This window comes from Streptomyces sp. NPDC002138 (assembly GCF_040296485.1).
GTDB lineage: Bacteria > Actinomycetota > Actinomycetes > Streptomycetales > Streptomycetaceae > Streptomyces.
Window position 1 is genome coordinate 53,524 of record NZ_JBEOXE010000043.1, and the last position, 14,584, is coordinate 68,107.

The 14,584-nt window shown below is 73.0% G+C and carries 12 protein-coding genes and 1 pseudogene; 10 read left to right on the plus strand and 3 right to left on the minus strand.

Annotated features, from left to right (window positions below):
* The first annotated feature begins 96 nt into the window (after positions 1-96).
* Both ABT084_RS25735 and ABT084_RS25740 read left to right on the plus strand, forming a co-directional pair.
* Positions 97-687, plus strand: a complete 591-nt coding sequence (locus ABT084_RS25735; protein ID WP_351048312.1) for a TetR/AcrR family transcriptional regulator — start codon at positions 97-99, stop codon at positions 685-687.
* A gap of 128 nt (positions 688-815) precedes the next feature.
* Positions 816-3,029 carry an MMPL family transporter gene (locus tag ABT084_RS25740; protein ID WP_351048315.1) on the plus strand — a complete coding sequence of 738 codons (2,214 nt, stop codon included), beginning with the start codon at positions 816-818 and terminating at the stop codon, positions 3,027-3,029.
* Between the two features lie 152 nt (positions 3,030-3,181).
* Here the strand turns inward: ABT084_RS25740 and ABT084_RS25745 are convergent, their stop codons facing one another.
* On the minus strand, positions 3,182-3,571 hold the full coding sequence (locus tag ABT084_RS25745) for an SsgA family sporulation/cell division regulator (RefSeq protein WP_351048318.1): 390 nt from the start codon (positions 3,569-3,571) through the stop codon (positions 3,182-3,184).
* Positions 3,572-3,761: 190 nt separating this feature from the next.
* Between ABT084_RS25745 and ABT084_RS25750 the strand changes: the two genes are divergently transcribed.
* The 4 genes from ABT084_RS25750 to ABT084_RS25765 are packed head-to-tail and all read left to right on the plus strand — an operon-like array spanning position 3,762 to position 7,584.
* Positions 3,762-4,823 carry an energy-coupling factor ABC transporter permease gene (locus tag ABT084_RS25750; RefSeq protein WP_351048321.1) on the plus strand — a complete coding sequence of 354 codons (1,062 nt, stop codon included), beginning with the start codon at positions 3,762-3,764 and terminating at the stop codon, positions 4,821-4,823.
* A 1-nt stretch (position 4,824) separates the two neighbouring features.
* Positions 4,825-5,586 (plus strand): cobalt ECF transporter T component CbiQ, encoded by a 762-nt coding sequence (gene cbiQ / locus ABT084_RS25755; RefSeq protein WP_351048324.1) that lies wholly within the window; start codon positions 4,825-4,827, stop codon positions 5,584-5,586.
* On the plus strand, positions 5,574-6,362 hold the full coding sequence (locus ABT084_RS25760) for an energy-coupling factor ABC transporter ATP-binding protein (RefSeq protein ID WP_351048327.1): 789 nt from the start codon (positions 5,574-5,576) through the stop codon (positions 6,360-6,362). Before cbiQ ends, ABT084_RS25760 begins: the two co-directional genes overlap by 13 nt.
* Positions 6,363-6,390: 28 nt before the next feature.
* A complete protein-coding gene (locus tag ABT084_RS25765) occupies positions 6,391-7,584 on the plus strand; it encodes a serine hydrolase domain-containing protein (RefSeq protein WP_351048330.1) in 1,194 nt (397 codons plus the stop codon).
* A 394-nt stretch (positions 7,585-7,978) separates the two neighbouring features.
* Here ABT084_RS25765 and ABT084_RS25770 read toward each other — a convergent pair whose 3' ends face one another.
* Entirely contained in the window at positions 7,979-9,607 is a 1,629-nt protein-coding gene (locus tag ABT084_RS25770) for a penicillin-binding transpeptidase domain-containing protein (protein WP_351048333.1), read from the minus strand.
* Between the two features lie 47 nt (positions 9,608-9,654).
* Positions 9,655-11,430: a dolichyl-phosphate-mannose--protein mannosyltransferase gene (locus ABT084_RS25775; RefSeq protein ID WP_351048334.1), complete on the minus strand. Its 1,776-nt coding sequence runs from the start codon at positions 11,428-11,430 to the stop codon at positions 9,655-9,657.
* A 121-nt stretch (positions 11,431-11,551) separates the two neighbouring features.
* Between ABT084_RS25775 and rsmI the strand changes: the two genes are divergently transcribed.
* The 4 genes and pseudogenes from rsmI to ABT084_RS25795 all read left to right on the plus strand — a co-directional run.
* Positions 11,552-12,460, plus strand: coding sequence for a 16S rRNA (cytidine(1402)-2'-O)-methyltransferase (rsmI, locus tag ABT084_RS25780; protein WP_351048337.1), 909 nt, complete (start codon positions 11,552-11,554; stop codon positions 12,458-12,460).
* A 162-nt stretch (positions 12,461-12,622) separates the two neighbouring features.
* On the plus strand, positions 12,623-13,219 hold the full coding sequence (locus tag ABT084_RS25785) for a hypothetical protein (RefSeq protein ID WP_502969199.1): 597 nt from the start codon (positions 12,623-12,625) through the stop codon (positions 13,217-13,219).
* An 84-nt stretch (positions 13,220-13,303) separates the two neighbouring features.
* The gene (locus ABT084_RS25790; protein ID WP_351048340.1) at positions 13,304-14,206 is read left to right on the plus strand and encodes a TatD family hydrolase; all 903 of its coding nucleotides are present in this window, start codon (positions 13,304-13,306) and stop codon (positions 14,204-14,206) included.
* Positions 14,207-14,338: 132 nt separating this feature from the next.
* A pseudogene (locus ABT084_RS25795) lies at positions 14,339-14,584 on the plus strand (hypothetical protein); the annotation flags it as partial.

The following is a 14,584-nucleotide window of genomic DNA, read 5'->3' on the forward strand; positions in this document are numbered from 1 at the left end:
GAAACGGAACGGTTTCGTTTCGTTAGGAGCGCGGGTATCTTGTGTGGAGTACGAGCTGTATCCGTTCGGGACGCGACCGGTGGAAGGAGCGTGGAGATGACCGAAGAGGTCTTGTCGCGACGCAGCCGGATCACCCCCGAGCGGGAGGCCGAGCTGCACGGAGCGGTCCTGGACCTGCTGCGCGAGGTCGGCTACGAAGCGCTCACGATGGACGCCGTCGCGGCGCGCACCAAGTCCAGCAAGGCCACCCTCTACCGCCAGTGGGGGAGCAAGCCGGAGCTGGTCGCCAAGGCCCTGCGATGTACCCAGCCGGTCTCGCTGCGGGACATCGACACGGGCAGCCTGCGCGGCGACTTCGCGCTGATGGTCGAGCACTCCGACGACGACCAGATGGCGAAGGACACCGCGCTGATGCGCGGGCTCGCGCACGCCGTCCACGAAAGCCCCGAACTCCACAAGGCGCTGCGCGACCTGCTGGTCGACCCGGAGCTCAACGGTCTCCAGGTCATGCTGCAGCGCTCGGTGGACCGGGGTGAGATCGCTCCCGACTGTCCGGCGCTCGACTTCGTCCCGCACATGCTCATCGGGGCGTTCATCGCGCTTCCGCTGATCGAGGACCGGTCGGTGGACCGGACCTTCCTCGCCGACTTCATCGATGCCGTGGTCTTCCCCGCCCTCGGCGTCTGAGTCACCGCTCCAGGCCCTTACGACTCCTTCCCGCTGCTCCTGACACGCCGCTCTCGTCGTCGGGCCGGCTCTTCACGCCCTGATCCATCCCGGATCCATCCCACGACCCGAACGGGAGAACCGCCGACGTGGCCACCTTCCTCTACCGGCTCGGCCGGGGCGCCTTCCGGCGCCGCCGCTTCGTCGCCCTCGCCTGGGTGGCGCTGCTCTTCCTCGCCATATTCGGCGCGGCCACTGCCGCCACGCCGACCTCCGGATCGTTCTCGATCCCCGGCACGGAGGCCCAGAAGGCCTTCGACCTGCTCGACAAGCGCTTCCCGGGCATGGCCGCCGACGGCGCCACCGCCCGCATCGTGATCAAGGCCCCGGCGGGCCAGAAGGTCGGCGACCCGGCCAACAAGGCCGAGGTCGAGAAGATCGTCTCGGGCCTGAAGAACGGCCCGGGCGCCGACCAGATCGCCTCGGTCACCGACCCGTACCAGGCGCAGGCCGTCAGCCAGGACGGCTCCACCGCCTACATCAGCACGAAGTACAAGGTCAGCGGTATGGAGCTGACCGACAAGACCCGTGACGCGCTGAAGGCGTCCGGCACGGACGCCCAGGGCCACGGGCTGACCGTCGAGATCGGCGGCGACGCCCTGATGACGGCGCCCGAGACCGGCTCCGGCGAGATCGTCGGCATCGTGATCGCGGCGATCGTCCTGGTCATCACCTTCGGCTCGCTGATCGCGGCCGGGCTGCCGCTGCTGACCGCGCTGATCGGCGTGGGCATCGGTGTCTCCTCGATCACCGCGCTCGCCAACGTGCTGGACCTCGGCACCACCACCTCCACGCTCGCGATGATGATCGGCCTCGCGGTCGGCATCGACTACGCGCTCTTCATCGTCTCCCGCTACCGCGCGGAGCTGGCCGAGGGCCACGCGCGCGACGAGGCGGCCGGACGGGCCGCCGGAACCGCGGGCTCCGCGGTCGTCTTCGCCGGTCTGACCGTGGTCATCGCCCTGGTGGGCCTGGCCGTCGTCAACATCCCGATGCTCACCAAGATGGGCTTCGCGGCCGCCGGCACCGTGGTCATCGCGGTCCTCGTGGCGCTCACCCTGGTCCCGGCCATCCTCGGCTTCGCGGGCCGCAAGGTGCTGCCCGCCGGTACGAAGAGCAAGCTCTTCGGCAAGGGCAAGCCGGCCCGCACGGACAAGGACGGGAACGTCGAGGCGCGGCCGAACGGCGGCACCCGCTGGGCCCGCTTCGTCCTGCGCCGCCCGGTCATGGTGCTGCTGGTCGGTGTGATCGGCCTCGGCGCGATCGCGATCCCGGCGAGCAAGCTGGAGATGGGCCTGCCGGACGACGGCGCCCAGCCGGTCTCCACCACCCAGCGCAAGGCCTACGACCTGCTCTCCGACGGCTTCGGGCCGGGCTTCAACGGCCCGCTGATGGTCGTCGTCAACGGCGGCCAGAGCCTCGCCGACAGCACGGCCGAGCGGATCAAGAAGGTCCACGGGGTCGTCGCCGTCACCAAGCCGGCCCTGAACGAGGCCGGCGACGCCGCGGTCATCACGGTCATCCCGGAGGACCGCCCGTCCTCCAAGAGGACCGAGGACCTGGTCCACGAGATCCGCGCGGGCAACGGCGACGACGTCTACGTCACCGGCGCGACCGCGATGAACATCGACTTCTCGCAGAAGATGAACGACGCGCTGCTGCCGTACCTGGCGCTCGTCGTCGGCCTCGCGTTCCTGCTGCTGATGCTGGTCTTCCGCTCGGTCCTGGTCCCGCTCAAGGCGGCCCTCGGCTTCCTGCTGTCGGTCGTCGCGGCCCTCGGCGCGGTCGTCGCGGTCTTCCAGTGGGGCTGGCTCGGCTCGCTCTTCGGGGTGGAGCAGACCGGTCCGATCATGTCGATGATGCCGATCTTCATGGTGGGCGTGGTCTTCGGTCTGGCGATGGACTACGAGGTCTTCCTGGTCACCCGCATGCGGGAGGCGTACGTCCACGGCGAGCGCCCGGGCCAGGCCGTCGTGACCGGCTTCCAGTACAGCGCGCGGGTCGTCGTGGCCGCCGCCGTCATCATGATCGCCGTGTTCTCGGGCTTCATCGGGGCCAGCGAGCAGATGATCAAGATGATCGGCTTCGGCCTCGCGGTCGCGGTGTTCTTCGACGCGTTCGTGGTCCGCATGGCCATCGTGCCGGCGGTCCTGGCCCTGCTCGGCCACAAGGCCTGGTGGCTGCCGCGCTGGCTGGACCGGATCCTGCCCAACGTAGACGTGGAGGGCGAGAGCCTGCGCAAGCACCTCGCCGCGACCGCCGCCGAGGGCCCGGACGCGGACCGCGAGCTGGTCAAGGTCTGAGCACGGAGCGGTAGGACGCGGTAGTCCCTGTCCTACACGTCGTACACGGCGTACACGGCGTACACGTCGTACACGGCGTACGGGCCCGGCCCCGCCCCCCTCACAGGGGTGCGGGGCCGGGCCTTCGCGTCATCCGTGCGGTGCCGTTACCGCTAACGGGTGAAGGAGCCGTACGTACGGCGCAGGAAGCGGCGCAGCGCCGCGATGTCGAACTGGATCACCGCGACCCCTTCGGGCGAGTGGAACTCGACGACCGCCTGCACCCGACCGCACGGCCACACGCGGACGTCGCCGGTCCCGGTCGGGGCCTGGAGCCCGGCCTCGAGCAGGGCCCGGGGGAAGACCCATTCGTTGTCGGTGCCCTCGGGGGACAGGTCCGCGGGGAAGACGATCCGTACGGCCAGGGGCTCGTCGGGGACGAAGCGCAGGGCGACCGGGATCTTGCGGTAGAGGGGATCGTCGGTGATCACGCGGGCGGTGACCCGCACCTCGACGCCGGTGGCGACAGCGGTCGCGGGGGGATTCTCGGCGGTGGCAGACATCGACCGGTCTCCTCAAAAGCGGAACAAATGCGTCCGTATTCACCCCAGCGTCGCATATTCCGACGAACTTGCGACACGCTTTTTGTGTCCCGGACGCTCTTGCCAACCATTTGCAACTGGGCACTATTCTTGAACGGTTAAAGGCTTCGACAGTTCACGCAAGATCACCGCAGGAAGCGGAGCAACGCCCATGCATGTGCCCGACGGCTTCATCAACGCCCCCGTCTCGATAGCCGCCGGAGTCGTCGCCGCGGGCGCCGTCGCCGTCAGCCTGCGCGGAGCCCGCCGGGAGCTGGACGAGCGCACCGCGCCGCTCGCCGGTCTCGTCGCGGCCTTCATCTTCTCGGTGCAGATGCTCAACTTCCCGGTCGCCGCCGGGACCAGTGGCCACCTCCTGGGCGGGGCGCTCGCCGCGGTCCTCGTCGGCCCCTGCACCGGGGTGCTCTGCGTCTCGGTGGTCCTGCTCATGCAGGGCCTCCTCTTCGCCGACGGCGGCCTCACCGCCCTCGGCGTCAACGTCATGAACATGGCCGTGGTGACCGTGATCGTGGCCTACGCCGTCTTCCGCGGTCTGCTCAGGGTCCTCCCGGACACCCGCCGCTCCGTCACCGCCGCCGCCTTCACCGGCGCGCTCCTCTCGGTGCCGGGCGCCGCCGGCATGTTCACCCTGCTCTACGCCCTCGGCGGCACCACCGACGTCCCCGTCGGCAAGGTGTTCACCGCGATGGTCGGCGTCCACGTCCTGATCGGCATCGGCGAGGCGACGATCACGGCCCTCACCGTGGGCGCCGTACTCGCCGTCCGCCCCGACCTCGTCCACGGCGCGCACGGACTCGTGACCCCGCTCAAGCTGCGCGTGGACGGCCGGCTGATCGATGCACCCGTCGCCGCCCCGGCCGCGGCCGCCGCCCCGCTCGCCGCCCGGTCCACCAAGAAGGTGTGGGCGACCGGCCTGGTCACCGCCCTGCTGCTGGCCGGGTTCGTCTCCTTCTACGCCTCCGCCAGCCCCGACGGCCTGGAGAAGGTCGCCGCCGACCAGGGCATCGACCGGAACGTCAGGGCGCACGCCGCCGCCGACTCCCCGCTCGCCGACTACGGCGTCAAGGACGTCAGCGACGCGCGCCTGTCCGGCGGCCTCGCCGGGGTCATCGGCGTCGGCGCGACCATCGCGGTCGGCTCCGGCGTCTTCTGGGCGGTCCGCCGCCGCCGCGCCGACGACCGCGGGACCGCGCCCGCGGCCCCGGCCCTCTGACATGGGCGCCGGTCACGCCCACAAGCTCTTCCGGCACGGGCACACCCCCGTCCACGCGCTGCCGCCGCACTGCAAGCTCGCCGCCGCGTTCTGCTTCGTCGTGGTCGTCGTGTCCACCCCGCGCGGCGCGGTGTGGGCCTTCGGCCTGTACGCCGTCCTGCTCGCGGCGGTGGCCGCGGCGGCCCGGATCCCCGCCGGGTTCCTCCTCAAGAGGATGCTGATCGAGGTCCCCTTCGTCGCCTTCGCCGTCCTCATGCCCTTCGTGGCGCAGGGCGAGCGGGTCGAGGTACTCGGGATGTCGCTGAGCGTCTCGGGCCTGTGGGGCGCCTGGAACGTCCTGGCCAAGGGCACCCTGGGCGTCGCCGCGTCCGTACTCCTGGCGTCCACCACCGAACTGCGGGCGCTGCTGCTGGGCCTCCAGCAGCTGCGGCTGCCGCCCCTGCTCGTCCAGATCGCCTCGTTCATGATCCGCTACGGCGACGTGATCAGCGACGAGCTGCGCCGGATGACGATCGCCCGCCGCTCGCGCGGCTTCGAGGCGCGCGGCGTGCGGCACTGGGGCGTGCTCGCCAAGACGGCGGGCGCGCTCTTCATCCGCTCCTACGAGCGCGGTGAGCGCGTCTACCTGGCGATGGTCAGCCGCGGCTACGCCGGTTCCATGCCGGTGATCGACGAGGTGACCGCCACCCGCGCCCAGTGGGCGTACGCGGCCGTACTCCCCGTGACGGCGCTCGCCGTCTGTCTGATGGGATGGACCCTGTGACCGCATCCGCCCCCTCCTCCGCTTCCGCATCCGCCCCCTCCCTCGAAGTGGCCGGGCTCGCCTACGCCTATCCCGACGGGCACCAGGCCCTCTTCGGGGTCGACCTGACCGTCGGGCGCGGGGAGCGGGTCGCGCTGCTCGGGCCCAACGGCGCGGGCAAGACGACGCTCGTCCTGCACCTCAACGGCATCCTGACCGGGGGCGTCGGCTCGGTCACCGTCGCCGGGCTGCCCGTGGAGAAGCGGAACTTCGCCGAGATCCGGCGCCGGGTCGGGATCGTCTTCCAGGACCCCGACGACCAGCTCTTCATGCCGACCGTCCGCGAGGACGTGGCCTTCGGGCCGGCCGCCGCCGGGCTGCGCGGGGCCGCGCTGGAGAGCCGGGTGCGGGGCGCGCTGGAGCAGGTCGGCATGGCCGCCTTCGCCGACCGGCCGCCGCACCACCTCTCCTTCGGGCAGCGCCGCCGGGTCGCCGTCGCGACCGTGCTGGCCATGGAGCCGGAGATCCTGGTCCTCGACGAGCCGTCGTCCAACCTGGACCCGGCCTCGCGGCGCGAGCTGGCCGACATCCTGCGGTCGCTGGATGTCACCGTGCTGATGGTCACGCACGACCTGCCGTACGCCCTCGAGCTGTGCTCCCGGGCCGTGATCCTCAGCGAGGGGGTCATCGCGGCCGACGGGCGCACGCAGGACCTCCTGTGCGACGAGGAGCTGATGCGGGCGCACCGGCTGGAGCTGCCGTTCGGCTTCGATCCCCGATCGGTGTCCGTGGCATAAGCACGGATTCCCGGGTGTTGGACCGCTCGTGGACATTCACGGTGAGGTGGCGGACGGCTTCGAGCCGGTCCGGGACGCTTTCGTACGCAACTTCGAGGCGCTCGGGGACCGGGGTGCGGCGGTCGCCGTCTACCGCGACGGGCGCAAGGTCGTCGACCTGTGGGGCGGGGTGCGGGACGCGGATGGCGGCGCCGGTGGTGGTGGCGCCGGGGGTGTGGGGGCGGCGCCGTGGGAGCGGGACACCGCGCAGATCGTACGGTCCGCCACCAAGGGGGTGGCCGCCTCCGTGCCGCTGCTCCTGCACCAGCGGGGGCTGCTCGACCTGGACGCGCCCGTGGCGGCGTACTGGCCCGAGTTCAAGGCGGGCGGCAAGGAGCGGACCCTGGTCCGGGACCTGCTCGCGCACCGCGCGGGGGTGCCGGCGCTGGACCGGCCGCTGAGCCCCGCGCAGGCGGCCGACGGGATGTCCGGGGCGCGGGCCGTCGCCGAGCAGGCCGCCTTCTGGGAGCCGGGGACCGCGCACGGCTACCACCCGCACACCTTCGGCTGGCTGCTGGGCGAGCTGGTCCTGCGGGTCACCGGGGCGTCGCTGGGGCGGTGGCTGGCCGAGGAGGTGACCGGGCCGCTCGGGCTGGACTTCTGGATCGGACTGCCGGGGGATGTGGCGCACCGGGTGGGGCGCAGTGCCGCGCTGGAGGCCCCGCGGACGTCCAACGGGCTGCGGACCCGGCCCAAGCGGGAGGTCGCCGAGGCGTACGCCGATCCGGCGTCCCTGACGCGGCGGGCCTTCGCGGCGATCACTCCGCTGCCGGACGAGAACGACCCCGGGTACCGGGGGGCCGAGCTGCCCGGGTCGGCGGGGATCGGTACGGCGCGGGCGCTGGCCGGGTTCTACGCCGCCACGCTCGGGGATGTGGAGGGGGGCGGGCGGCGGCTGTTCACACCGTCGACCGTGGCCCTGGCCGGGCGGGAGCTGTCCGGGGGGCCGGATCGGGTGCTGGTGGTCAACACCCGCTTCTCTTACGGGTACATGCTGCACGGGCCGGCGTCGCCGCTGCTGTCCCCGGGCTCCTTCGGGCACCCCGGGCGGGGCGGGTCCCTCGGCTTCGCGGACCCGGAGTCGGGCCTCGCCTTCGGCTACGTCACGAACACCCTGACCCCGTCGGTCACGGCCGACCCCCGCCCCCAGTCCCTGATCAAGGCCCTCCGCGCCGCCCTCTGAGCGAGCGGGGTGGTGGCCACGTGCCCGGGGTCGGGTGCGTCCCGGGCCGCGCCTCAATCGCCGGCGGGGCTGGTTTTGCCGCCCCCGGGGTCCTGGCCCGGCCAACTCCGGCCTGCCCGGCGTGTGGGGGCCTGCCGGTGGCGGTGGCGGGTGGTGGGCGCCTGGGCGGGGTCGGCCGCGTCCCGGGCCGCGCCTCAATCGCCGGCGGGGCTGGTTTCGCCGCCCCGGGGGTCGGCCGTGTCCCGGGCCGCGCCTCAATCGCCGGCGGGGCTGGCTTTGCCGCCCCGGGGTCCCGGCCCAGCCAAATCCAGCCTGCCCGGCGTTTGAGGGCCCGCCGGGGGCGCCGCTGCGCGGCAGTCGGATCCGCGCCGGGGCTGGGTTTGCCGGCCCCGGGTCAGGAGGCGGTCAGGATCCGGGCTACCAGAGGGCCCGCCGCGTCCGTGCCGTGGCCGCCCGACTGGACCATGGCCGCGGCGGCCACGTCGTCGCGGAAGGCGGTGAACCAGCTGTCGGGGGCCGCCGCGCCGTCGACCTCCGCCGAGCCGGTCTTCGCCCCCTTGTCCCCGCCGACCGAGGCCATCACCCCGGCCGCCGTCCCGCTCGCCGCGGTCTGCCGCATCATCTGGACCAGCTGCCGCGAAGTACCCGGCCGCATCTGCCGCTCGGCCCGCGCCAGGACCCGCTCACCGACGCCCTCCTCGATCAGCACCGGCTGCCGGAAGACCCCCGTCTTCGCCGTCGCCGTGACGGAGGCGATGTTCAGCGGGCTCATCCGGATCCGGCCCTGCCCGATGTACTCGGCGGCCGCCTCCGGCCCCGCCGCGTCCGGCACGTCACCGTCGAAGACCGGGATGCCCGCCTTCCACTCCAGCCCGAGGCCGAAGACCTGACGTGCCTCGTCCGCCAGCGCCGACTCGTCGCCGACCGCCTTCATCTGGCCGATGAAAGCCGTGTTGCAGGACTTGGCGAAGCCGGTCGCGAAGGTCGCGCCCTTCAGCTCCATGTTCTCCAGGTTGTGGAAGGAACGCCCGCCCCCCGACACCGTCTTGGGACACTCCACCACCTTGTCCGCGCTCACCACACCCCGGTCGATCAGCATCGCCGCCGTCACGATCTTCATCGTGGAACCCGGAGCCCGGGTGCCCTGCACCGCCGCGTTGAAGCCGTCCGCGCGGTGGTTGGCGACTGCCAGGACGTGCCCGGTGCTGGGCTGGACCGCGACCACCGAGGACTCGGGGTACGCGGCCACCGCCTTCTCGGCGGCGTCCTGCAGATCCGCGTCGAGCACGGTCTTCAGCAGCCCGGGCTTGCCCTCCGCCAGCGTCAGCAGGACCCGCCGGGGGGCGTCGGCCGCCGCCGGCTCGATCCAGGTCTCGGCGCCGGGCGTGCCGCCCGCCGTCGGGCCGTACGCCGTGCGCAGCTTCTCCAGGACCGGCCCCAGCGACGGGTACTTCTGCGCCGTCAGCTCCGCGCCGTCGCGGTCGACCGCCTTGACCGGCGGCGCCGCGGGCGCGCCCGTCCGCAGCTTCTCGTCCTTCTGGAGCTGCGGGTGCAGGACCGAGGGCTGCCAGTCGACGAGCGCCTTCCCGCTGGTCAGGCCGCGGACCACGGTCAGGGTGGACGCGTAGGCCAGGGGCTTGGTGACCCCCTGGTACGTCACCTCCGCCGCGACCGAGAACGGCACCTTGGACCCCGTCGGCGTACCGGGGGTGATCACGGCCTTCGACACGTACGCCTTCGTCCTGAAGTCGCCCACCGCGCCCTGCGCGACCGCCGGATTGTTCGTCAGGTCCGCCGCGGCCCGCTCGTCGCCCGCCGCCCAGGCCGCCAGGAACGCCTTGGCGGTCTCGGCGGTCTCCTTCGCGTCGGGCGGCCCGGTCCGGTGCTCCGCCCGGGTCGCGCCCCCGCTGCCGCTCCCGCCGTCCGAGGCCCCTCCGACCAGCGTGTACGCCCCGTACCCCGCCGCGCCGACCATCGTCAGGAACACCCCGCCGACGATGGCCCCCTTCGCTGCCCCGTTCATACAGCCCCCTCCCCAGGAGTAACTTCCGTCTGAACATGTTCAGACGGTTACACCCAGGTGTCCAGCCACATCCGGCCTCTCCACGAGTCGACGGGGATCGATTGGCCGGTATAGACGGGCCAGAAGTAGATGAAGTTCCAGACGATCAGCAGGACCAGGACCCCCGCTCCGATCGCGCCCACCGCCCGCCGTCGTTCCGACGATCCCGCGGGCCCCAGCATCGCCCCGATCATCATGGCCACCGCCAGACACAGGTACGGGACGAAGACCACCGCGTAGAAGTAGAAGATCGTCCGCTCCTGGTAGTTGAACCAGGGCAGCAGACCCGCGGCCAGCGCGCAGGCGATCGCGCCCGCCCGCCAGTCGCGCCGGAAGAACCAGCGCCACAGCACGTACAGCAGCGCGAAGCAGCCCGCCCACCACAGCAGCGGGGTGCCCATCGCCAGCACCTCGCGGGCGCACTTGCCCGCCGCGGTCGCCGGACAGCCGTCGGTGCCGGGCGCGGGGGACTCGTAGTAGTACGAGACCGGGCGGCCCAGGACCAGCCAGCTCCAGGGGTTCGACTGGTAGGTGTGGCCCGAGGTCAGGCCCACGTGGAACTTGTAGACCTCCGTCTCGTAGTGCCACAGGCTGCGCACCCACTCCGGCAGGAACGACATCGAGCTGCCCTGGTCCTGCGTCCTGGCCCAGTCGCGGAAGTAGCCGCCCTTGCCGTTGTCCGGGCTCAGGATCCAGCCCGTCCAGGAGGCGATGTACACCGCGATCGCCACCGGCACGGTGGACAGGAACCCGGGCAGCGCGTCGCGGCGCAGCATCGCCGCGTACGGCCTGCCCGCGCCCGCGACCCGGCGCGCGGAGGCGTCCCACAGCACGGTCAGCACGCCGAAGAAGGCGAGGACGATCAGGCCGTTCCACTTGGTGCCGAAGGCCAGCCCGAGGCAGACGCCCGCGAGGATCCGGTACGGGCGCCGGCCCAGCCGCAGGGTCTCGGCGATCAGCGGGTCCGGCCTGGTCCGGCCCTCGTCGTCCACCGGCAGCGCGGCCGCGAGCCGGGCCCGCGCCTTGTCCCGGTCGATCAGCAGCGCCCCGAACGCGCCGAGCACGAAGAACATCAGCACCAGGTCGAGGAGCGCGGTCCGGCTCATCACCAGGTGCAGGCCGTCCACCGCCAGCAGCGCGCCCGCCAGGCAGCCCAGGAAGGTCGAGCGGAACAGCCGCCGCCCGATCCGGCACAGCATCAGCACCGACAGGGTGCCGAGCAGGGCGGTCATGAACCGCCAGCCGAAGGGATCGAAGCCGAACATCCATTCGCCGAGCCCGATCACCCACTTGCCGACCGGCGGGTGCACGACGTAACCCGGGTCGGTCGGCAGCACGACCCCGTCGGGGTTGGCGAGGATCGACTTGTCGATGTCCTTGGGCCAGTTGGCCTCGTAACCCTGCTGGACCGTGGCCCAGGCGTCCTTCGCGTAGTACGTCTCGTCGAATATCACCGCCTTCGGGCTGCCCAGGTGCACGAACCGCAGCACCCCGGCCACCAGCGCCACCAGCAGCGGCCCGGCCCACGCCAGCACCCGCAGCACCGTGTCCGTCGCCGAGAAGCGCACGCCCAGCGCCGTCCACAGCGCCACCGAAGGCTTCGCGTAGGGCGGGACCAGGCGCGTACGGACATCGGCGCGCGGCCCCGCGCCCGGTCCGCCCGGCGGGGCGTAGCCGAAGCCGCGCAGGCGGCGCAGCCAGGTCGGCGGCTCGTTCTCGCCGCCACCGGGCGGCGCGGGCGGGGCCCCCGCGGGGCTGGGTTGCGGCGTCGCGGTACTGGTCACCGGGTCATCGTAGGGAACGGCGCTGTGGGAACCCCAGCACCGGGGCGCACGGAGCCGCCCGGGCGGGCGGCCGGGCGGGCGGCCGGGACCGGGCGGGGCACGGGGCTGAGAGGATGTGGGGGTGACCACTGCGCAGCCCCGAGGTACCGAAGCCGTCCATCCGACCACCGAGCGGGCGGGCGTCCTCGTCCTCGCCGGCACCCCGATCGGGGACCTCGCGGACGCGCCGCCCCGGCTCGCCACCGAGCTGGAGCGCGCGGACGTGATCGCCGCCGAGGACACCCGGCGGCTGCGCCGGCTGACCCAGGGCCTCGGCGTGCACACCACCGGCCGGGTCCTGTCGTACTTCGAGGGCAACGAGTCCGCGCGCACCCCCGAGCTGGTCGAGGCGCTCCTCGCCGGGTCCCGGGTGCTCCTCGTCACCGACGCGGGGATGCCCTCGGTGTCCGACCCCGGCTACCGGCTGGTCGCCGCCGCGGTGGAGAAGGACATCAAGGTGACGGCCGTGCCCGGCCCGTCCGCCGTGCTCACCGCGCTGGCCATGTCCGGACTGCCGGTGGACCGGTTCTGCTTCGAGGGCTTCCTGCCGCGCAAGGCGGGCGAGCGCCTCAGCCGGCTGCGCGAGGTCGAGGGCGAGCGCCGCACCCTCGTCTACTTCGAGGCCCCGCACCGCCTCGACGACACCCTCGCCGCGATGGCCGAGGTGTTCGGCCCCGACCGGCGGGCCGCGGTCTGCCGCGAGCTGACCAAGACGTACGAGGAAGTCAAGCGCGGCGGACTGGCCGCGCTCGCCGAGTGGGCCGCCGAGGGCGTCCGTGGCGAAATCACGGTGGTCGTCGAAGGGGCGCCCGCCGCGGCGCCCGGCGATGTGGACGCCGAGGAGCTGGTGCGCAGGGTGCGCGTGCGCGAGGAGGCGGGGGAGCGGCGCAAGGAGGCCATCGCGGCGGTCGCCGCCGAGGCCGGCGTACCCAAGCGCGAGGTCTTCGACGCGGTGGTGGCGGCAAAGAACGCGGCACAAAAAGTGGTGTGAGTCGGTAAAGAGTTAGGCTGAAAAGCAAAGCTCAGACCGCGCACGGGGCGCTTTGGGCATGCTTGGCCCAAAGGCCGTCCAACACTGGACAGGGCCTGATGCGCTCCCGCCGGAACAGGCGTCCACTGGCTAGTGAAACACCAGCGGACAAGAGGAGCTGGCATGAGTGAGCTCGCAGACACCCCGGTTCCCGCGGCCCCGCCGGTCGCGCCCGCACCGACCGTCGTCGCCGCCAGAACAGCCACCCCCACGGCCACCCCCACGGCCACCACCAGGGCCACCACCCCCACCGCCGCACCCGTACGGACCGTGCGCGAGGCCTACTCCTTCGCGTGCATGAAGTGCGGCTACGGATGGGAACAGGCGTACGCGATCGAACACCACGTGGACGGACTCGGTCAGCCGTTCATCGTCTACACCGTCAAGGGCGGCGAACGGGTCCCGTCCCCGCTGTCCAACCCCACCTGCCTGAACTGCGGTGGGCACGTGGTGCGGATCATGCGGGAGGGGCAGGTCTCCTCCGTGCTCGGCATGCTCGACCAGCTCTACCACCACCGGGTCGCGCCCGGCATCGCCGGACCCGTCCCGGCCGGCGCGGACGTCCCGCGCCACCCCAAGGAGCCGCGGGCGGCCAGGCACCGCAAGGGGTCCCGGTCGCACGACGCCCCCGGGCCGGTCGTGATCGACCCGGACGCGCGGGACGACAGCGAGGGCAAGGGCCTGCTGGGCCGCCTGTGGAGGCGGATCCGCGGCGCCTGAGCCCGGGGCCGGGGCAGCCGCGGGCACCGCGCCCGCGGCCGGTTCCGGGGCGGCGCTCCCGGTGGCGGTCATAAGATCGCCCGTATGAGTGCCAGCCCTTCCAGCCCCCGCCGCAAAGACGACGACCGGGACACCCCGCCGCCGCTCCCGGAGCCCCTCCGGGTCGCGGTGGCGGACTCCCACACCCACCTCGACATGCAGAGCGGCACGGTCGAGGAGGCCCTGCGCAAGGCCGCCTCGGTGGGCGTCACCACCGTCGTGCAGGTCGGCTGCGACGTGAAGGGCTCGCGCTGGGCGGCCGAGACCGCCGCCGCGTACGAGAACATCCACGCGGCGGTCGCCCTCCACCCGAACGAAGCGCCCCGGATCGTGCACGGGGATCCCGATGGCTGGTCCCGTCAGGGCGCGCGGCCCGGCGGCGGGGAGGCGGCCCTGGACGAGGCCCTCGCCGAGATCGAGGCGCTGGCCGCCCTCGGCCACGTCAAGGCGGTCGGCGAGACCGGCCTGGACCACTTCCGCACCGGACCCGAGGGCATGGCCGCGCAGGAGCGTTCCTTCCGCGCCCACATCGAGATCGCGAAGCGGCAGGGCAAGGCGCTGGTCATCCACGACCGCGAGGCCCACGCCGACGTCCTGCGCATTCTGCGGGAAGAGGGCGCGCCCGAGCGGACCGTCTTCCACTGCTACTCCGGCGACGCCGAGATGGCGCGCGAATGCGCCGCCGCCGGGTACTACATGTCCTTCGCCGGGACCGTCACGTTCAAGAACGCGGCGTCGCTGCGGGAGGCCGTGGCGGTGGCCCCGGCCGAGCTGCTGCTCGTCGAGACGGACGCGCCGTACCTGACCCCCGCGCCGTACCGCGGCCGGCCCAACGCGCCGTACCTCATTCCGCTCACCGTCCGCGCGATGGCCGCGGCCCGCGGCATCGGCGAGGACGCGATGGCCACGGCACTGGCGGCGAACACGGCGCGCGCTTTCGCCTACTGACCGACGCGCGCGGCCTTACACCACCACCGCCCGGCCGACACGCTGTGTAGTGCTGCGGCTTTGTTGCGTGACGAGCGCTCCGCTAGGGTGCCGTGCCCGTACCAACGGGACCGGACCAGTGGAGCGAGCGTCGTGAGCGATATCCAGGGCAGCCACCGCCGTGGTGGCGGGGACCGGCCGACCGCCACCGCTTCGGCGGGCTGGCTGGAGTCGGCCCTGTCCGCCGACCCGGACCCCGACGCCGACGCCGACCCCGGCCCCGCCGCCCTCTCCGACGACCGGGACGCGGCCGTCCCCGCCCCCCGCGCCGGGGACCACCGGGCCGCGCGCCGCCGCAAGGCGGAGGGCCCGACGGGCCGCCGCGCCCGCGGCCGGACC

Bases quoted from the DNA above. Each gene is read 5' to 3' on its own strand.
- ABT084_RS25735 (WP_351048312.1), top strand. From the start codon at position 97: ATGACCGAAGAGGTCTTGTCGCGACGCAGCCGGATCACCCCCGAGCGG.
- ABT084_RS25745 (WP_351048318.1), bottom strand. From the start codon at position 3,571: ATGTCTGCCACCGCCGAGAATCCCCCCGCGACCGCTGTCGCCACCGGC.
- ABT084_RS25750 (WP_351048321.1), top strand. From the start codon at position 3,762: ATGCATGTGCCCGACGGCTTCATCAACGCCCCCGTCTCGATAGCCGCC.
- cbiQ (WP_351048324.1), top strand. From the start codon at position 4,825: ATGGGCGCCGGTCACGCCCACAAGCTCTTCCGGCACGGGCACACCCCC.
- ABT084_RS25760 (WP_351048327.1), top strand. From the start codon at position 5,574: ATGGACCCTGTGACCGCATCCGCCCCCTCCTCCGCTTCCGCATCCGCC.
- ABT084_RS25770 (WP_351048333.1), bottom strand. From the start codon at position 9,607: ATGAACGGGGCAGCGAAGGGGGCCATCGTCGGCGGGGTGTTCCTGACG.
- ABT084_RS25785 (WP_502969199.1), top strand. From the start codon at position 12,623: ATGAGTGAGCTCGCAGACACCCCGGTTCCCGCGGCCCCGCCGGTCGCG.
- ABT084_RS25790 (WP_351048340.1), top strand. From the start codon at position 13,304: ATGAGTGCCAGCCCTTCCAGCCCCCGCCGCAAAGACGACGACCGGGAC.